Source organism: Paeniglutamicibacter sp. (assembly GCF_046714615.1).
Taxonomy (GTDB): domain Bacteria; phylum Actinomycetota; class Actinomycetes; order Actinomycetales; family Micrococcaceae; genus Paeniglutamicibacter.
Window position 1 is genome coordinate 1 of record NZ_JBKKAP010000113.1, and the last position, 15,246, is coordinate 15,246.

Consider the following 15,246-nt stretch of genomic DNA (forward strand, 5'->3'; position numbering starts at 1 on the left):
CTGCCGGATTCCTGCCCCAGCACCTCGTCGTGGAGCTGCGCCAGCTGCTCGATACCCAGTCCGCGCTCTCCGCCGCCGATCCGCTGGGCGCCATGGACGCGGCGCAGGACTTCCACCAGGCCATAGCGGATGCCTCGCGCAATTCACGCCTGGCCGATTCCCTGCGGCGGTGCTTCGACGAGACCGCACGTGCCCACCACGTGCTTCCGGGACTGCAGCACTATATGGGCGCCCCCACCGAACTTGCCGAGCACGAGGCCATCTACGCCGCCATCGCCGCGGCGGATGCGCGGGCGGCGGAGGAGGCCATGCGCGTGCACCTGCGTTCCATCCGCACCGCCATGGCCCAGCAGTTCACCGACCCCGGCAGCCTCTGGTCCTGAGTTTCCCCTCGGTTCAGGCCCCCAGGCGCATCCACTTGTCGTTGCGCACCCGCCACGTGAGGGTTGCTGCACGGGCGAGCATGAAGCCCAGGCCGAACGCCACCCAGATCCAGGTGACGGCCGAGACACCGCGGTGCTCGAAGAGCGTGATGACAAACAGCATCGGCAGATAGGCCGCCAGATTGATCATGCCCGCGACCGCCAGGTAGCGCGCGTCCCCCGCGCCGATGAGCACCCCGTCAAGCACAAACACCAGCCCGCAAACCGGCTGGGACGCGGCGAGGATCCAGACCCCGACCATGGTCGCCTGCCGCACCGCATCATCCGAGGTGAACAACGCACCGACGAAGGGCGCGATGACCGCCAGCAGCACGCCGGTTGCCACCCCGAAGTACACGCCCCAGCGGCACATGGTCCTGGTGAGCAGGTTCGTACGCCCCGCATGCCCGGCACCCAACTCCTTGCCGATCAGCGCCTGCGCGGCAATGGCCAGTGCATCCAGCGCGAAGGCCATGAACGTGAAAATGGTGAAGACCAGCTGGTGGGCGGCGAGCGTGAGCGCACCCTGGCCGGTGGCCACCCAAACCGTGGCGAGCAAGGCCACGCGCAGCGACAGCGTGCGCAGCATCAGCCAGGATCCGACCTGGCCGGTGCTCAGCACCCCCCGCCCGTGCGGCGCCAGTGACTGCCCTGCTTTGCGGATCCGCGGAACCAGCATCCACAGGTAGACCGCCGCCATCCCCCACTGGGCGATCGAGGTGCCCAGCGCGGCACCCGCAACCGACATGCCCAGCGGGTAGACCAGGATGAAGTTCAGCGCAATGTTGGCGGCGAAGCCGATCCCTGCCACATAGAGCGGCGTCTTGGTGTCCTGCATCCCGCGCAGCACCCCGGTCGCGGCGAGCACCAGCAGCATGGCAGGTATGCCAAAAGTGGAATATTGGATGTAATCGACCGCGAATCCGCGCACCTCGCCCTCGGCCCCCATGGCGGTTGCCAGCATGGGAGCACCAAGGAACCCGGCCACACCCAGGATCACGCCCAGGCCAACGGCAAGCCAGATCCCGTCGCGCCCGGCGGCCATGGCCCTGCCAAGGTCGCCCGCACCGATGGCCCGGGCCACGGCGGGGGTGGTGGAATATGCCAGGAAGATCATGAGTCCCACTGCGGTCTGCAGGACAGTGGTCCCCAGCCCGGCCCCGGCAAGTTCATTGATGCCCAGGTGGCCGACGATGGCCATGTCGGCCAGCAGGAAGAGCGGTTCGGCAATGAGCGCGCCCAGCGCGGGAACCGCCAGTGCCAGGATGGTTCGCCCCAAACCACGCGAGGATTCGGGGGTGACGACCTGGTTTCCGACAGCTTCTTTCACCCCACCAGACTACCGGGCTGGGGCGCGGCCAAGTTTTCCCCAGGATTCGCTGATTCGAACCCGACCTCCACCTCAAACCAGCAGCTTGATCCGCGCCTCCATTGAACCCACCGTCGCGGCCTTCGAGGCCTACAAGGCCCGGCTCCTGGAACTGCTCTAGGCAGCCACGACCGCGTCCGCCGCTGGCCTCAGATCCGGGTCCGGCGCAATCCGCCCAGCGCCAATAGCGCCGCCAGCACCAACAGGGAAACCACTGCCAGCACCAACCCCGGCCAGTTGGCTGCGTTGAACGCCAGGCCGATGGCCCAGCCAAAGAGCGAGGACCCGGAATAGTAGGCCAGGTTGTACAGGCTGGCGGCCTGTGCCCGTCCCCCGACGCCGAGCATCGGAATCCAGCCGCTGGCCACCGAGTGGGCGGCAAAGAACCCGGCAGTGAACACCAGCAGCCCGATGACGATCGTTGGCAGGAAATCGGCCAGCGTCACCACGAGGCCCGCGGCCATCAACCCGATGGATGCCAGCAGCACCGGCAGCCGGTCAAAGCGCGCCACCATCGCCCCGGACCGGCGCGATGACCACGTGCCGGACAGGTACGCCACGAACACCAGCGAGGCCAGCGAGGCGGGGATCAGGAACGGGGCGGCCTCGAGCCGGAAACCCAGGTAGTTGTAAACGGCCACGAAGCCGCCCATGAGCAGGAAACCCTGCGCATAGAGCACCAGCAACGGCCCCTTGCGCAGGTTCATCCACAGCTTTTTCCACAGGGGGATGCGGTCAGGGCTGCGCCAGGGCACCGGGGTGAAACCCCGCGGCTTGGGTGCCACGGCAATGAACACGCCGGCGGCGATGGCTGCCATCACCGACACCACCAGGGTGCCCAGGCGCCAGGAAACGAATTCGCTCAGCGGTCCGGCGACCAGCCGCCCGGCAAGCCCGCCCAGGGTGGTCCCGGAGATGTAGGTGCCGGCGGCAACCGCCGAATGCAGGGGCGAGACCTCCTCGGAAAGGTACGCCAACGCCACCGCGGGGATCCCGCCCAGGGCCAGCCCCTCGATGAAGCGCAGGGCCAGCAGCCACTCGAAGCCCGGGGAGAACGGGACCGCCAGCCCCAGCGCCACGGCAGCCAGCACCGCGAAGGTCATGGCGCGCAGCCGCCCCATGCGGTCCGCCAGCAGCGACCAGAAGAGCACCGAGGTCGCCAGGCCCAGGGTTGCCGCGGAGACCGCCAGTGCCGCATCTGCCTCGGTCACCGCCAGGTCGCGGGCCAGTTCCGGCAGCACGCCCTGGACCGAGTACAACTGGGAGAAGGTTGCCACGCCGGCGGCGAACAGCGCCAGGATCATCTTGCGGTAGCCGCGGCTGCCATGGGCGTGGCCGTGCCACGGCGCTGGATCTTCGGGAACGCCAAACACGTGCGGGACTGTCCTTCGTTCGGTTTCTACTGCTGGAACAGCGGAAGCAGCGTGTAGGACAGGATCAGCGCCACCGCGTTGTTGAAGACGTGCAGGACGTAGGAGTACGCCAGCGACTTGCCGGTGAGCACATAGGCGACTGACATCATGATCCCCAGCGTCGTATAGGGGATCGCGCTGGTCAGGTCGAAGGAGCCGGAGCCGATGAAGTGCAGGGAGGTGAAGAGCACCACCGAGATCGCCACGCAGACCCAGACGTTGAGCCTGCGGCTGAGCTTGCCGATGAGCAGGTGGCGGAAGATGTACTCCTCCACGAACGGGCCCAGGACCGCGGTGACCACGAACATCGTGATGAACGGGACCGCACGCGTCATGCCCTCCAGGGCCAGCTGGTTTTCGCTCTTGACCGGGTTCCCCATGGAAACCAGCACGATGGTGCTGACGATCAGGGACCCCAGCCAGCCGCCGGGGATCATCAGCGTCTTGGCCCATGGGTGGTACTTGAACGTGGCGAAGGAGGAACGCAGAGCCTCGAAGCCCATGATCATCGCCCCGGTGAACACGACGACGTAGATGATGAGGTTCACGCCGAATTGCGCCGCATCCTGGTCCTTGAAGGCCTCGACGAACCCGGGGACCATCGCCAGCAGGCCGCCGGCGCCAAGCACGAAGAGCACCAGGTAGGTCCCCAGCACCACCATATCCCCGCGCCGCATGGACCCGGCGTCGAAAACCGGCTGCCGCTTGCGGGGCGGTGGGGCGTATGGGTACGGGACGGGATGCTGGTGCATGGTTTCAACCCTACCGAGCGTTGCCAGGTTCTGAAGCCACTTCCCCGCGCCCCACGCGGCTCACTGGACGCGCAGGCCCAGTTCGTTGGCCAGGATCGGGGCCAGGTCCATGAGCTGCTCGAAGCTCACCGTGGCGCCCTTGAGCGCGGTGATTCCCGAGAGCGTGCGCAGGCGCGCCCCGCGCAGGTCGACGTCCTTGAGCTTGGCGCCGTTCAGGGCCAGGGTGTCGATGGTGCAGTCGATGAAGGTGACCCGCTCCAGGTTGGCGCCTCCCGCGTCGAGCTCCTCGATGTGCACGTCGCGGAATTCCACGTCCTTGATCTTCGCGCGGCGCAGGTTCAGGTAGCCGAGCTTGGCGCGTTCGAACTTCACCGAGCGGAAGGTGGAGCCGTAGAGCTCGGCCGAGCCGATGCGCCCGCCCACCACGGCGGTGTTCCACCAGCCGGATTCCGGGGACTCGAGCACCGGGGCGTTGACCTCCTCGATGCGGCAGTCCCCGAAGGTCACCCGGGCCATGGGCGAACCCTGCAGGGAGACGGAGCGGAAGATGCATTCGGTGAAGACAGCGTCCTCGAGGTCCACCCCTGCCGCGTCGTCGGATTCGAAGAGCAGGCGTTCGGCGCGTCCGTCCGTTTCCAAGCCGGTGAGGTCCCCGGAACCGGTCGTGGCGGGTTCCTTGAAGGCGGGCAGGCGGGGGGCTTTCACGGATGCAGGCATGGGCATCAGTTTATGCCGCGGGACGTGCCTTGCCGGGCGTGGGCGTGCGTTGGCATTCTCACCTCGGCGCCGGCTTGACGCCGGCCCGTTGCCCGTGACGGGGCGACGGGTCCTTCGCGGGCGCTACCTTCCGGTGGAGAAGACGGGGTCCCGTTCCAGTTCCTTCGCCAGCAGGGGTGCCAGGGAGGCGGAGAAGTCGTGGGAGAGGTGGGACTGGTCGTAGTAGGTGATGAGCGAGCCGATGACGGCGAAGCAGGTTTCCGTCGAGCAGATGGAATCGGTCAGGTCAGCCCGCACGATGCCCTTCGGGGCCGCGTCGCTGTCCAACGCCTTCTGCAGGTTTTGCCTGATCGACAGGCCTTGCTTGCGACTCACCGCGCAGGCCAGCGGGTCCCCGGGGTTCGAGGCCACGCAGGTGGGCACGTTCGTGTTGCCCAGGCGCGGCACCTCGTGGATCACCGCGACGGATTTGCCGGCGTCGATCCAGGACTGCCACAGGCTGGTGAAGCCCTCGGTGGCAGGGTCGGCGAATTCGTAGCCCGGGGAGGAAATCCAGGTTCTCTTGTTGCCCTGCGCGGCGACGATCACCGCGTCGATGTCCCGATCCGCCGCGAGCCCGGGGCCCAGGGCGCGCACCGATTCGGTGCAGAGGCGTTCGGCCGTGCCGCTGAGCTCTTCGGCGCCCTTGAGCGCCGCCACCGAGGGCGAGCAGCCGGAGCGAATGTGGGTGACGATTTCCCAGTCGCGCTCGTTGGCGATCTTCACCAGGGCAGGCAGCCAGGCGGAGGCGTGCGAGTCCCCCACCACGGCAACGCGCAGCTTCGGGTTGGTGGTGTTTCCCAGCCTGCAGCTGGATTCGCCCACCTGCAGGGTGTCGGTTTCACAGCCCGGGAACAAGGGGCTGCGCACCTGCTGGGAGACGGCAACCGCCGAGGGCCAGGGGGCGAAGGCGGAGGCGACGGGCAGGCAGTCGGAGAGGTGCGCCAGGGTTCCGGCGCCGTAGCAGGCGTCGGTGGCGACCATGCGCGGCAGGTTGGAGCTTTGCGCCGAGGCGGAGGTTCCAGCCCACGAAACCCCTGCCAGCACCAGCATTCCGGCCAGTGCAAAGATCATTGAGTTGCGCACCGGTTTGAGCACTGCCCCGAAGCGGAAGGGGTCCTCGACCAGCAGCCGGGAGAGCCAGGCCAGGGCCAGGGTCAGGCTCAGGATTCCGGCCTCGTGGTACCACTTGGGTTCGGCGTGCAGCACGAACGGGGCGACGATGATCAGCGGCCAGTGCCACAGGTAGGCCCCGTAGCTGATGTCCCCAACCCAGCGCACCGGGCGGATCGAGAGCCAGGTGGCGTGCGAGAACCAACGCAGCCAGGGCCGCTCGGTGCCCGCGGCGGCGAGCACCGCTGCGGTCCCCAGCACCGGGACCAGGGCCATGGTTCCGGGGAAGCGCGTCTCGGTGGGGATCAGCAGCGCTCCGGCGAGCAGAACTGCCAGGCCGCTCCAACCCAACAGGGCACCGGGTACCCTGCCGATTTCGCGGTTCACGCACAGCAGGGCCACGAGGCCGCCGGCGGCAAATTGCCAGGCGCGACCCGCGGTGTCGAAGTAGGCGGCCTGCGGACTGGCCGCGGTGACCCAGAGCCCGTAGGCGAAGGAAAGGAGCGTGATCGCACCGATGGCGGCCAGGAAGAGCCGGCGGGTTCCGGGGCCGGAGAAGGTGCGCCGGCCGGCGCCTCCCCGCCGGTGAAGCATCGGCACCACTTTGCCCGCCACGAACGCGGCGCCCAGGATCAGCAGCGGCCAGGCGAGGTAGAACTGTTCCTCCACCGAGAGCGACCAGTAGTGCTGCACCACGGTGGCCATCTGCCCCGCGGCCGAATAGTCGGTGGAATCCGCCACAAGCGCCCAGTTCTCCGCGTAGAACCCGGCGGCGGCAATGTGCTTGAACATGGTGCCGTGCTCGGTGGCGGGGATGAAGGCGAAGACCAGTCCCGCGGAGGCCAGCAGCACCGTGAAGGCCAGCGGCAGCAGCCGCCGGATGCGCCGGGCCCAGAAGTTTGCAAGCTTGATGGTTCCGGTGGCGCGCATTTCCCTGAACAGGTGCGCGGTGATCAGGTACCCGGAAATCACGAAGAACATGTCCACGCCGATGAATCCGCCGCTCAGCGCGCCGGGGCGCAGGTGGTGGATGATCACCATCAGCACGGCGATGGCGCGCAGCCCCTGGATGTCGGCCCGGAAGCCCTTCAAGGAACCGCTGGATTTTTCCCGCGGACCCTTCACTGCCGGAAGCCCGGGCGGGGTTTGGTTCGGGGCGGAGCCGGTTGAAACTGTCACTCGCGCAAGCCTATCCCACGGCCCGGGCGCCGGGAGATGGGCGCTGCGTCGCGGATTCGCACCCGGATCGGGTATGGGCGCGGGCGGTCAGGCCAATGGCCGGGCACCGTCGGAAACGGCAACCGGCCACTGGCGTGCTGGAACGGGTAGGGGGGCGGAGGCTATGCGGACTGGTGCACGGCCTCGTCCATGTCCGGTTCCTTGGCGCCCCTGAGGCCGAAGTAGCTCAGGGCAGCGGCGGCCAGCGCGGCGATCGCCACCACCAAGTAGGCCTGGGCAAAGCCGGCGCCCAGTGCAGCCAGTGCGAATTCACTGCCGGCAGCTCCGGGGACGCCCGCGGGCAGGGAATTCAGCGCGATCGGGCCTCCTGCCTCCGCGATTCCCATGGCGGGTCCGAGCTGGTCCGGGGTCAGGTTGGAGGTCTGCAGGGAGACCACCAGGCGGCTTCCGGCCGCGCTGAGGGCCACGGCGCCGACCAGCACCGGGCCCAGGGCGAAGCCGAGATCGCGCAGGAGGTTGGTGGTGGCCGAGGCCATGCCGGTCAGCTGGCGCGGCACCGAGTTCACCGCGATGGCGGTCATCGGGCTCAGCGTGAAGGCGAAGCCCAGGCCCACCAGCAGGCAGGGCAGGATGAAGGCGGTGACGTCGCGGTCCAGCACGTCGAAGCCCGAGGCGATCAGCGCGCCGGCGCCCATGGAGATGAAGCCGAAGGTCATCAGCCAGCGGGAGCCGAAGCGCGCCTGCAGGCGGGAGATGACGGGGATCAGCACGAAGGCGGGGCCCTGCAGCAGCAGGAAGAGCAGCCCCAGGAACAGCGGGTTCTGGTGCTGCACCGGACCGAGCCACATGCTGGTGGTGAAGCAGGCGCCCAGGAAGGCGAACATGCCCACGACGGCGACGAGCGAGGAGACGGTGAACTGGCGGATACGGAAGAGCCGCAGGTCAAGCAGCGGGGATTCGACCTTCAGCTCGATGGCCACGAACACTGCCAGCAGCACCGCACCGATCACCAGGGAGCCGAGCACGTAGCCGGTTCCCCAACCGGCCTCCGGGCCCTGGACCAGGCCGAAGAGCACCAGAATCAGGCCCGCCGCAAAGGTGACCTGGCCCCAGATGTCCAGCGAGCGGGCGTGGGGGGAAAATGCCTCGCGGGCCAGCAGCGCGGTGAGCACCAGCGCCACCAGGGACACGACGGCGACCACGACGTAGGCGCCGCGCCAGGAGCCGAGCCCGGCCAGGACGCCGCCGAGCAGCGGGGAAAGTGCCGAACCGGCGGAGAGGAAGCCCGCCCAGATGGCGATGCCGCGGATGCGCTCACCCATGTTGCGTGACACCGCTGCAACCAGGGCCAGCGAGGCCGGGAAGATCGCCCCGGCACCCAGGCCGTTGATGGCCGAACCGACCCACATCAGCTGGACGGTGGGCGCCAGCGCGCACACCACGGAGCCGACGGCCACGAATGCTGCACCGCCGATCACCAGCTTGCGGTGGCCGAACTTGTCGCCCAGCAACCCGAAGGTCAACTCGAACACGACGACCAGCACCATGAAGGCCGCGGTGATCCAGGTCAGCTGCGAACCCACGGTGTTGAACGTGGTTTGGAACTCGCCGTTGAGCGCGCCTGGCAGGGCGTTGGCGATCTGGGCGACCATCACTGTCAGCGAGGCGGCGGCCATCGTGCCGCGGATCGAGCGCTTGGCGGCGGACCCCTGCTGTGCGGGCGGAACCTGCGGCGGCGGGGAGGATTGGGTGGCCGCCGGCAGGCTGGCCTCCGGATCGTGGCTCATGGGGGGGTGACTCCTTGGTTTGCGGTGTGGTGAAGCCTTGGGGATGCGTGGAACCCGCCTGCCTGGCGGCGGCGGTGCGGTGCCCTCGCCGGGGCCGCGCCCAATTGCGGCCGGTCGGGTGCCGTCCGTCCGGGGCCGGCGTTGCTGCCTGCTGGACGGAGAAGTTTTTCTGCTCCTCACGCGGAGCCGGATCGACTGTGGCCTGGCTCACGAGGAATTGCTAACAGCATGACATCTGGCAAGACAGAGTGTCAAGTGAATTTAGTGGGTTGGGCCACAAACGCATCATTGCGACGGCGTCGGTGCCCGGGGAGCGTGGAGGCAGACACGGGCCGGGCCCTTGCCGAGGGCAGCAAAAAACCGCCCGGCCAATGGCCGGGCGGCAGAATTCACGCGATGCGGGCGGCGTCGGCTAGGAGCCGGAGACCTCGTCGCAGAGCAGGTGGTGCCAGGACTCGGTCATGGTTTCCAGGGCAGTGTCGCGGTCCACAAGCCAGCCCCGGCGCATCCAGCGGACGGAGAAGAATTCCAGCTCGCCGAAGGCAATCGTGCAGCGGATGCGCCGGCTTCCCTCATCGAAGCGTCCGGCCGCATCCAGTCCGGCCTGCATGTTCCCGATGGCGTCGTCGAACCACGAGTCAATCGATTCCTGGATGTCTGGCTCCACCGCCGCCGCCTGGTGGGAGACGATGATGTAGTCCTTGATGTCCGGCCACTGGTCGAACTTGTGCCCCAGCCAGGTCTTGAGCGCCGCACGGTCCCCCGAGGCCACAACCTCGGTCAGCGACGGGTCATCGATGCTGGTCAGCATCTCATCGGTGCGTTCCACCAGCGCACGCACCAGCTCGGCCTTGGAGCCGAAGTGCAGGTAGAAGGTTGCGCGGGTGGCGCCGACCCGGGTGGCGATGTCATCGATGGTGGTGGAGGAGTATCCCTGTTCGGCAAACGCCGCCAACCCCTCCTCCAGCAACCGCCGGCGGGTCATTTGTTTCTGCGCTTCCCTCAATGTGGCCATGGTCTTTAGCCTAGACGAATCGGGCAGGGGGCGGGATTCCGCCGCAACACCGGGCCTCGGGAACATTCTGCTGTACAGAATGTCTTCGCGGTTCCGGGACCTCCGGACCTACGGTTGGTAGGCCAGATCACAGCGCCCGAGCGTGCGCAGCAACCCAAGGAGCAACATGCAGTTCTACCAGGACGGTTACCGCCCGGGCGACCCCGACATCCGCCGCGCCGCCCCCGGACTCCGTGCCCCGGGCACCTTCCCCACACAGGTGGACGTGCTCATCGCCGGCACCGGCCCCGCCGGCTCGGTCCTTGCTGCGCAGCTGGCCGAATTCCCCGACATCACCACGCTCGTCATCGAGCGCCGCGAGGGGGCCCTCGAACTGGGGCACGCCGACGGGGTCGCCTGCCGCACCGTGGAGATGTTCAACGGCTTCGGGCTCGCCGAGGCCCTGATGCGCGAGGCCTACTGGGTCAACGAGACCACCTTCTGGGGCCCCGCAGTGGACAAGATCGCCCGTACCGGACGGATCCAGGACGTCGCCGACGGGCTGTCCGAGTACCCCCACGTGATCGTCAACCAGGCCCGCATGCAGGACATGCTCTTCGAGCACATGGCCAACTCCCCCAGCCGACTGGTCCCCGACTACGGCTTGGAGCTCATCGAGGTCAGCGTCGCCGAAACCGGCGAGTACCCCGTCACCGCGACGCTCCGCCGCACGGGCGAGGAGCCGGGTCATGACATCACCGTGTCCGCGAAGTACGTCGTGGGCTGCGAGGGCGCCCGCTCGAATGTGCGCCGTTCGCTGGGCATCAAGATGCAGGGCGATGCCCGCAACCACGCCTGGGGCGTGATGGACATGCTTGCAGTCACCGACTTCCCGGACATCCGTCTCAAGGCAGCGATCCAGTCGGCCTCCGGCGGCTCCATCCTGCTGATCCCGCGCGAGGGCGGCTACCTGGTGCGCCTCTACGTGGACCTGGGCGACATTGAGCCCGGCGACCGCGAGGCCCGCGGCAGCTTCACCTCCGACGCCGTCATCGAGGCAGCCCAAAAGATCCTGCACCCCTACACGCTGGACGTGAAGGAAATCGCCTGGTGGAGCGTCTACGAGGTGGGCCAGCGCATCGCCGACAGGTTTGACGACGTGCTGCCCGAAGACCGCGGCACCCGCACCCCGCGCGCCTTCATCGCCGGGGACGCCTGCCACACGCACAGCGCCAAGGCCGGCCAGGGCATGAACGTGTCCATGCAGGACGGCTTCAACCTGGGTTGGAAGCTGGCCGCGGTGCTGCAGGGCCGCAGCCCCGAATCCCTGCTGGACACCTACTCCCAGGAGCGCCAGGTCATCGCCCAGGAACTGATCGACTTCGATCTCAAGTGGTCGACCGCCATGGCAGCCAAGCCCAAGGACCCGGCGCACCCGGAACTCGGCGGCATGGACGCCGCCGAGCGCCAGGGCATCTTCACCCAGGGCGGTCGGTTCACCGCAGGCTTCGCCACCGATTACTCCCCGAGCATGATCACCGGGGAAGACACCCACGAGCACCTGGCCACCGGCTTCCCGGTCGGCGAGCGCTTCCACTCCTCCGGCGTCATCAGGCTTGCCGATGCCAAGCCGCTTGAGCTCGGGCACCAGGCGTTGGCCGACGGCCGCTGGCGGATCTACGCATTCGCCGACGCGGCCCGTCCGGACGCCGCCGACTCGCGTCTTGCGGCATTCTGCGCCTACCTGGAGCAGGACCCCTCCTCACCCGTGCGCACCTTCACCCCGGCAGGGTCCGACGAGGACGCGATCTTCGACGTGCGTGCGGTGCTCCAGCAGGGGCACCGCGACGTGGAGCCTGGCGACGTGCCGGCCTTCCTCTTCCCGCGCAAGGCGCCGCTGGGGCTCATCGACTATGAGAAGGTCTTCGCCGCGGACGCCGCGAACGACATCTTCGAGGCCCGCGGAATCAACCGGACGGACGGCGCCATCGTGGTCGTTCGCCCCGACCAGTACGTGGCCCACGTGCTGCCGCTGGATGCACACACGGAACTGGCCGGCTTCTTCGCCGGCATCATGAGCGCCCCGGCGCTGGTGTAGCTTCCACATGGGCCCAAGGGCCCGCCGCGCATCGACTGTATGAACGGCGGGCCCTCCGCATTGCTGGCCGTCGCACATGGGAATCCCGCCTGCGCGGGCCGGATGCCTACTCCGACTTGAGCCGGGTTCCCACAGCAAAGAGTTCAGGTTCGACTTCCACCGTGATCACGCGAATGCTCTCCAGCGGAGCCCCGAGTTCCTCGGCCACGCACTCGGCGACGCGCTTCATGCATCGACCCAGCGTTTCCCGGTCCCGGCCCTTGACTACTTTGATTTCGATAATTGGCATCGAGGTTCCTCCTACGGATTGGTGATGGGCGGGTAGCCCCTCATGGGTCTGGCCAAAAAAGATCGAGCGGTCGCGGGCGGTTTCGCCCTGACCCGCTGCCGCTTCACGACGTGACCCACTCGCTGGACCCATGGTAGCGCCGGGTGTTCGGCTCGGCCCGATTCCCGTGGAGCTTCGCCGCCTGCATCCACTGGCAAGCGTGGCCGTGTTCATCGTCCTGTCGGGAACCGACGTCATGGAGCGCCCCGAATCGGGCCAACCCACCGACTGACCAAGTACCATCCAATCAAGCCGGGTTTCATCTGCGTGGCCCTGGCCACGGAACCATCGAAAGCAATAAAAATGACGAACTGGACCATCGAATCCGCAGCCAAGTTCCTGCTCGACGCCGAGAATGAACGTACCAATGTTGCCCCAATCACCGATACCTGGGAGGACCTCGATGTTGCACAGGGGTACCTCATCCAAGACGAGCTGATCCGTCGTCGGGTGCAGGCCGGCGAGCATGTAACGGGCGTCAAGCTCGGGCTGACCTCAAAGGCCAAGCAGGAGCGCATGGGCATCGACAGCCCCCTGACCGCTGTGCTCACCGACGCCATGCGTATTGCTGCCGACTCGAGCGCCCCCTACGATAAGTTGATTCATCCGCGAGTTGAGCCGGAAATCGTCTTCATCATGGAAAAGGACCTTCGGGGCCCGGACGTCGACATCGAAGGCGCCCTCGCCGCCGTCGCGACGGTGCATGCCGGGTTCGAGATCATTGACAGCCGCTTTGCCGACTTCCGGTTCCTCCTGCCCGACGTCGTGGCGGACAACGCGTCCTCCTCGTACTTCCTCTTCTCCGAAGAGGGAGTCAAGCCCGCGGACATCGATCTGGTTTCGGAGTTGGTGATCGTCAAAGTCGACGGACAGGAAGTTGACCGTGCGACAGGATCAGCCGTCCAGGGTCATCCGGCCGCGGCACTCGCGCTGGCAGCCAATTCGTTGCATGCTCAGGGCAAGTTCATTCCGGCGGGATCCATCGTCCTGACCGGCGGCCTCACCGATGCGGTGGCCATGGACGATGCGTCCCGTTACACGGCAGAGTTCACAACGCTGGGGAGCATTGAAATTGCCCCGGGGAGGGCATAAACGCGTCCGATCCGGGCACGGCCGAGGAATTACCAACCTCGCCAGCGGCCCAACGTCAGGAAGCTGACATATTCCACTTCACGCGATGTGTTCTCAATCGTCGACCCACACTGCGAAGCCGCAGGACCGCTGAGGCGCACTTTCGTGCGACAAATTCGGAATCCGACTGATCGGACCGTTAAGAAATCGGCCATGGCCCCGAACGATTCCATGCAAGCCGTGTTAAATTTTCGAAGATCGGATCAAAGTGATAGTAACGATGGGCCTTACTATCACTTTGATCCGATCTGATAGTAGGATGAAATCCTACTATCAGATCGGAGAAAAGTATGGCACCGACTGATGACCCTCTCAATTCACATACAAGCGTGTCAGTACCTGCCATCGGCCAAGAAACCCTTTCATGGCGGCCCCGGCACCCGGAGATTTTTTCAAACGCCGAAACCAAACGCCAAACCGGCGCATACGATTCGACTATCACCCCGTCAATCGCCGCATGGCAAGCCGATATTGACACGTCGCTCGGCGCCGAGCTGGAACAAGCCTCTCAGGCCTTGCAGAAATTCGATCTTTACTCCTTGCTGCGCCTGGCAACCAACAGCCCTGAACTGGGTCCCATGTCGACAATCCTGTTACGTACCGAAAGCGCCTCAAGCAGTCAGATCGAGCAACTCTCAACTTCTGCGCGTCAGCTTGCCCTCGCTGAAATCGACGAGAGTGAAAAGCAAAACGCATTAACCGTCATAGGCAACGTACGTGCCATGGAGGCAGCGCTCCGGCTTTCCGAGCGCCTGGATCGTGACAGCATTCTTGCCATGCACAAGGAATTGCTCAGCCATCAGATCGATATGGCAGAAGAAGCTGGAAGGTTCAGGGAGGAACTCGTCTGGATTGGCGGTACCGACACCGCGGGCCCGCTGGGAGCCTCCTTCATTGCCGCTCAGCACTCTAGGGTTGTCCCGGCCATTGACGATCTGGTCGTATTCATGAATCGCCAGGACATACCTGCCCTTGCCCAGATTGCAATCGCCCATGCCCAATTCGAAACAATCCATCCCTTCGTGGACGGGAATGGCCGCACCGGCCGCGCCCTGGCCCAGTCGATGCTGCGGAACAAGAAACTGTCCATGCATGCCACTGCACCGATATCTGCAGGGATCCTTCGAAACACTTCCGGATATTTCGACGCCTTGGACGCCTACCGGGCTGGTGATGCCGCGCCAATCATCCGTATCTTCGTCAATGCGTCGATCTACGCCGCAGCCACAGGGGAAATGCTGGTCGACTCGCTGGCCGCCCAAGTGGACGAGGCACGAACGCGTCTGCAAGGGTTGCGTTCGAACTCCACGGCATGGAAAGTTCTCCCCTTGCTGATCGGCCAACCTGTCATAAATGCCCGGTATCTAAAAGAGCAGCTGGAAATTAACGACGCAGTGGCCCACCGCGCATTGGATATCCTCAGCGACCGCGGGATTCTGCAAGAAAAATCCGGGCGAAGCCGGAACCGCGTCTGGCAACACCAGGGCATTCTCATGGTGTTGGACGACTACGCGAAGGACATCCGCCGAACGGTCGCCCAGGATTGAGCCGATGCGCGGAAAGCCGGCGGCGCAAAGGTGTAGAGCCGAAGAAAGTGGCTTCTGGCGGGAGCAAGCCCGGTTCTTCTCGGGCCTCATGAATGTGCTGGGGGTGTGGCAGAGCAGCCCTTGGGCCCACCCAACAAACAGCCATGGCCCCGGAAGCAATGGAAATCAATCCATCGCTTCCGGGGCCACCTGTATGTTGACTGTCGCCGGCGCGCTATTGGCGCACCACTTCTAGTGTCCTGCGCCAGAAATTCGCTTCCTAATTGTAAAATGGTGTCATGGGAAGCACCGGGAGGCCGAAGGTACCGCTGGAATTGACGGATGGGGAGCGCGAGACGCTGACGCGTTGGGCGCGGCG

General features: G+C 66.2%; 13 protein-coding genes. 5 read left to right on the forward strand and 8 right to left on the reverse strand.

The features are described from left to right. Positions 1 to 383: FCD domain-containing protein (locus ACLQ7E_RS13655; RefSeq protein ID WP_411733121.1), on the forward strand; the 383-nt coding region annotated here is incomplete at its 5' end. A 13-nt stretch (positions 384 to 396) separates the two neighbouring features. On the opposite strand, the gene ACLQ7E_RS13660 is transcribed toward ACLQ7E_RS13655, so the two are convergent. The 7 genes from ACLQ7E_RS13660 to ACLQ7E_RS13690 form a co-directional block, all read right to left on the reverse strand. Further along, a complete protein-coding gene (locus tag ACLQ7E_RS13660; RefSeq protein WP_411733122.1) occupies positions 397 to 1,752 on the reverse strand; it encodes an MATE family efflux transporter in 1,356 nt (451 codons plus the stop codon). 188 nt (positions 1,753 to 1,940) lie between these two features. Then, entirely contained in the window at positions 1,941 to 3,095 is a 1,155-nt protein-coding gene (locus ACLQ7E_RS13665) for an MFS transporter (RefSeq protein ID WP_411733133.1), read from the reverse strand. Positions 3,096 to 3,190: 95 nt separating this feature from the next. After that, positions 3,191 to 3,955 (reverse strand): lysostaphin resistance A-like protein, encoded by a 765-nt coding sequence (locus ACLQ7E_RS13670; RefSeq protein WP_411733123.1) that lies wholly within the window; start codon positions 3,953 to 3,955, stop codon positions 3,191 to 3,193. A gap of 60 nt (positions 3,956 to 4,015) precedes the next feature. Beyond that, positions 4,016 to 4,660, reverse strand: a complete 645-nt coding sequence (locus tag ACLQ7E_RS13675; RefSeq protein ID WP_411733124.1) for a pentapeptide repeat-containing protein — start codon at positions 4,658 to 4,660, stop codon at positions 4,016 to 4,018. A 135-nt stretch (positions 4,661 to 4,795) separates the two neighbouring features. Next, the gene (locus ACLQ7E_RS13680; protein ID WP_411733125.1) at positions 4,796 to 7,003 is read right to left on the reverse strand and encodes an acyltransferase family protein; all 2,208 of its coding nucleotides are present in this window, start codon (positions 7,001 to 7,003) and stop codon (positions 4,796 to 4,798) included. 161 nt (positions 7,004 to 7,164) lie between these two features. Continuing rightward, complete coding sequence (locus tag ACLQ7E_RS13685; RefSeq protein ID WP_411733126.1) at positions 7,165 to 8,790, reverse strand: MFS transporter; 1,626 nt, start codon at positions 8,788 to 8,790, stop codon at positions 7,165 to 7,167. A gap of 412 nt (positions 8,791 to 9,202) precedes the next feature. Next, positions 9,203 to 9,805 carry a TetR/AcrR family transcriptional regulator gene (locus tag ACLQ7E_RS13690; protein WP_411733127.1) on the reverse strand — a complete coding sequence of 201 codons (603 nt, stop codon included), beginning with the start codon at positions 9,803 to 9,805 and terminating at the stop codon, positions 9,203 to 9,205. A 166-nt stretch (positions 9,806 to 9,971) separates the two neighbouring features. Between ACLQ7E_RS13690 and ACLQ7E_RS13695 the strand changes: the two genes are divergently transcribed. After that, positions 9,972 to 11,882 carry an FAD-dependent monooxygenase gene (locus tag ACLQ7E_RS13695; RefSeq protein WP_411733128.1) on the forward strand — a complete coding sequence of 637 codons (1,911 nt, stop codon included), beginning with the start codon at positions 9,972 to 9,974 and terminating at the stop codon, positions 11,880 to 11,882. A gap of 106 nt (positions 11,883 to 11,988) precedes the next feature. On the opposite strand, the gene ACLQ7E_RS13700 is transcribed toward ACLQ7E_RS13695, so the two are convergent. After that, the gene (locus ACLQ7E_RS13700) at positions 11,989 to 12,171 is read right to left on the reverse strand and encodes a tautomerase family protein (protein WP_411733129.1); all 183 of its coding nucleotides are present in this window, start codon (positions 12,169 to 12,171) and stop codon (positions 11,989 to 11,991) included. Positions 12,172 to 12,301: 130 nt separating this feature from the next. On the opposite strand from ACLQ7E_RS13700, the gene ACLQ7E_RS13705 reads away from it, so the two are divergent. The 3 genes from ACLQ7E_RS13705 to ACLQ7E_RS13715 all read left to right on the forward strand — a co-directional run bounded on the left by ACLQ7E_RS13705 (position 12,302) and on the right by ACLQ7E_RS13715 (position 14,888). After that, positions 12,302 to 12,442 carry a hypothetical protein gene (locus tag ACLQ7E_RS13705; RefSeq protein ID WP_411733130.1) on the forward strand — a complete coding sequence of 47 codons (141 nt, stop codon included), beginning with the start codon at positions 12,302 to 12,304 and terminating at the stop codon, positions 12,440 to 12,442. 71 nt (positions 12,443 to 12,513) lie between these two features. Further along, positions 12,514 to 13,302 (forward strand): 2-keto-4-pentenoate hydratase, encoded by a 789-nt coding sequence (locus ACLQ7E_RS13710; RefSeq protein WP_411733131.1) that lies wholly within the window; start codon positions 12,514 to 12,516, stop codon positions 13,300 to 13,302. 329 nt (positions 13,303 to 13,631) lie between these two features. Then, positions 13,632 to 14,888: a Fic family protein gene (locus ACLQ7E_RS13715; RefSeq protein ID WP_411733132.1), complete on the forward strand. Its 1,257-nt coding sequence runs from the start codon at positions 13,632 to 13,634 to the stop codon at positions 14,886 to 14,888. The last annotated feature ends 358 nt before the right edge of the window (positions 14,889 to 15,246 follow it).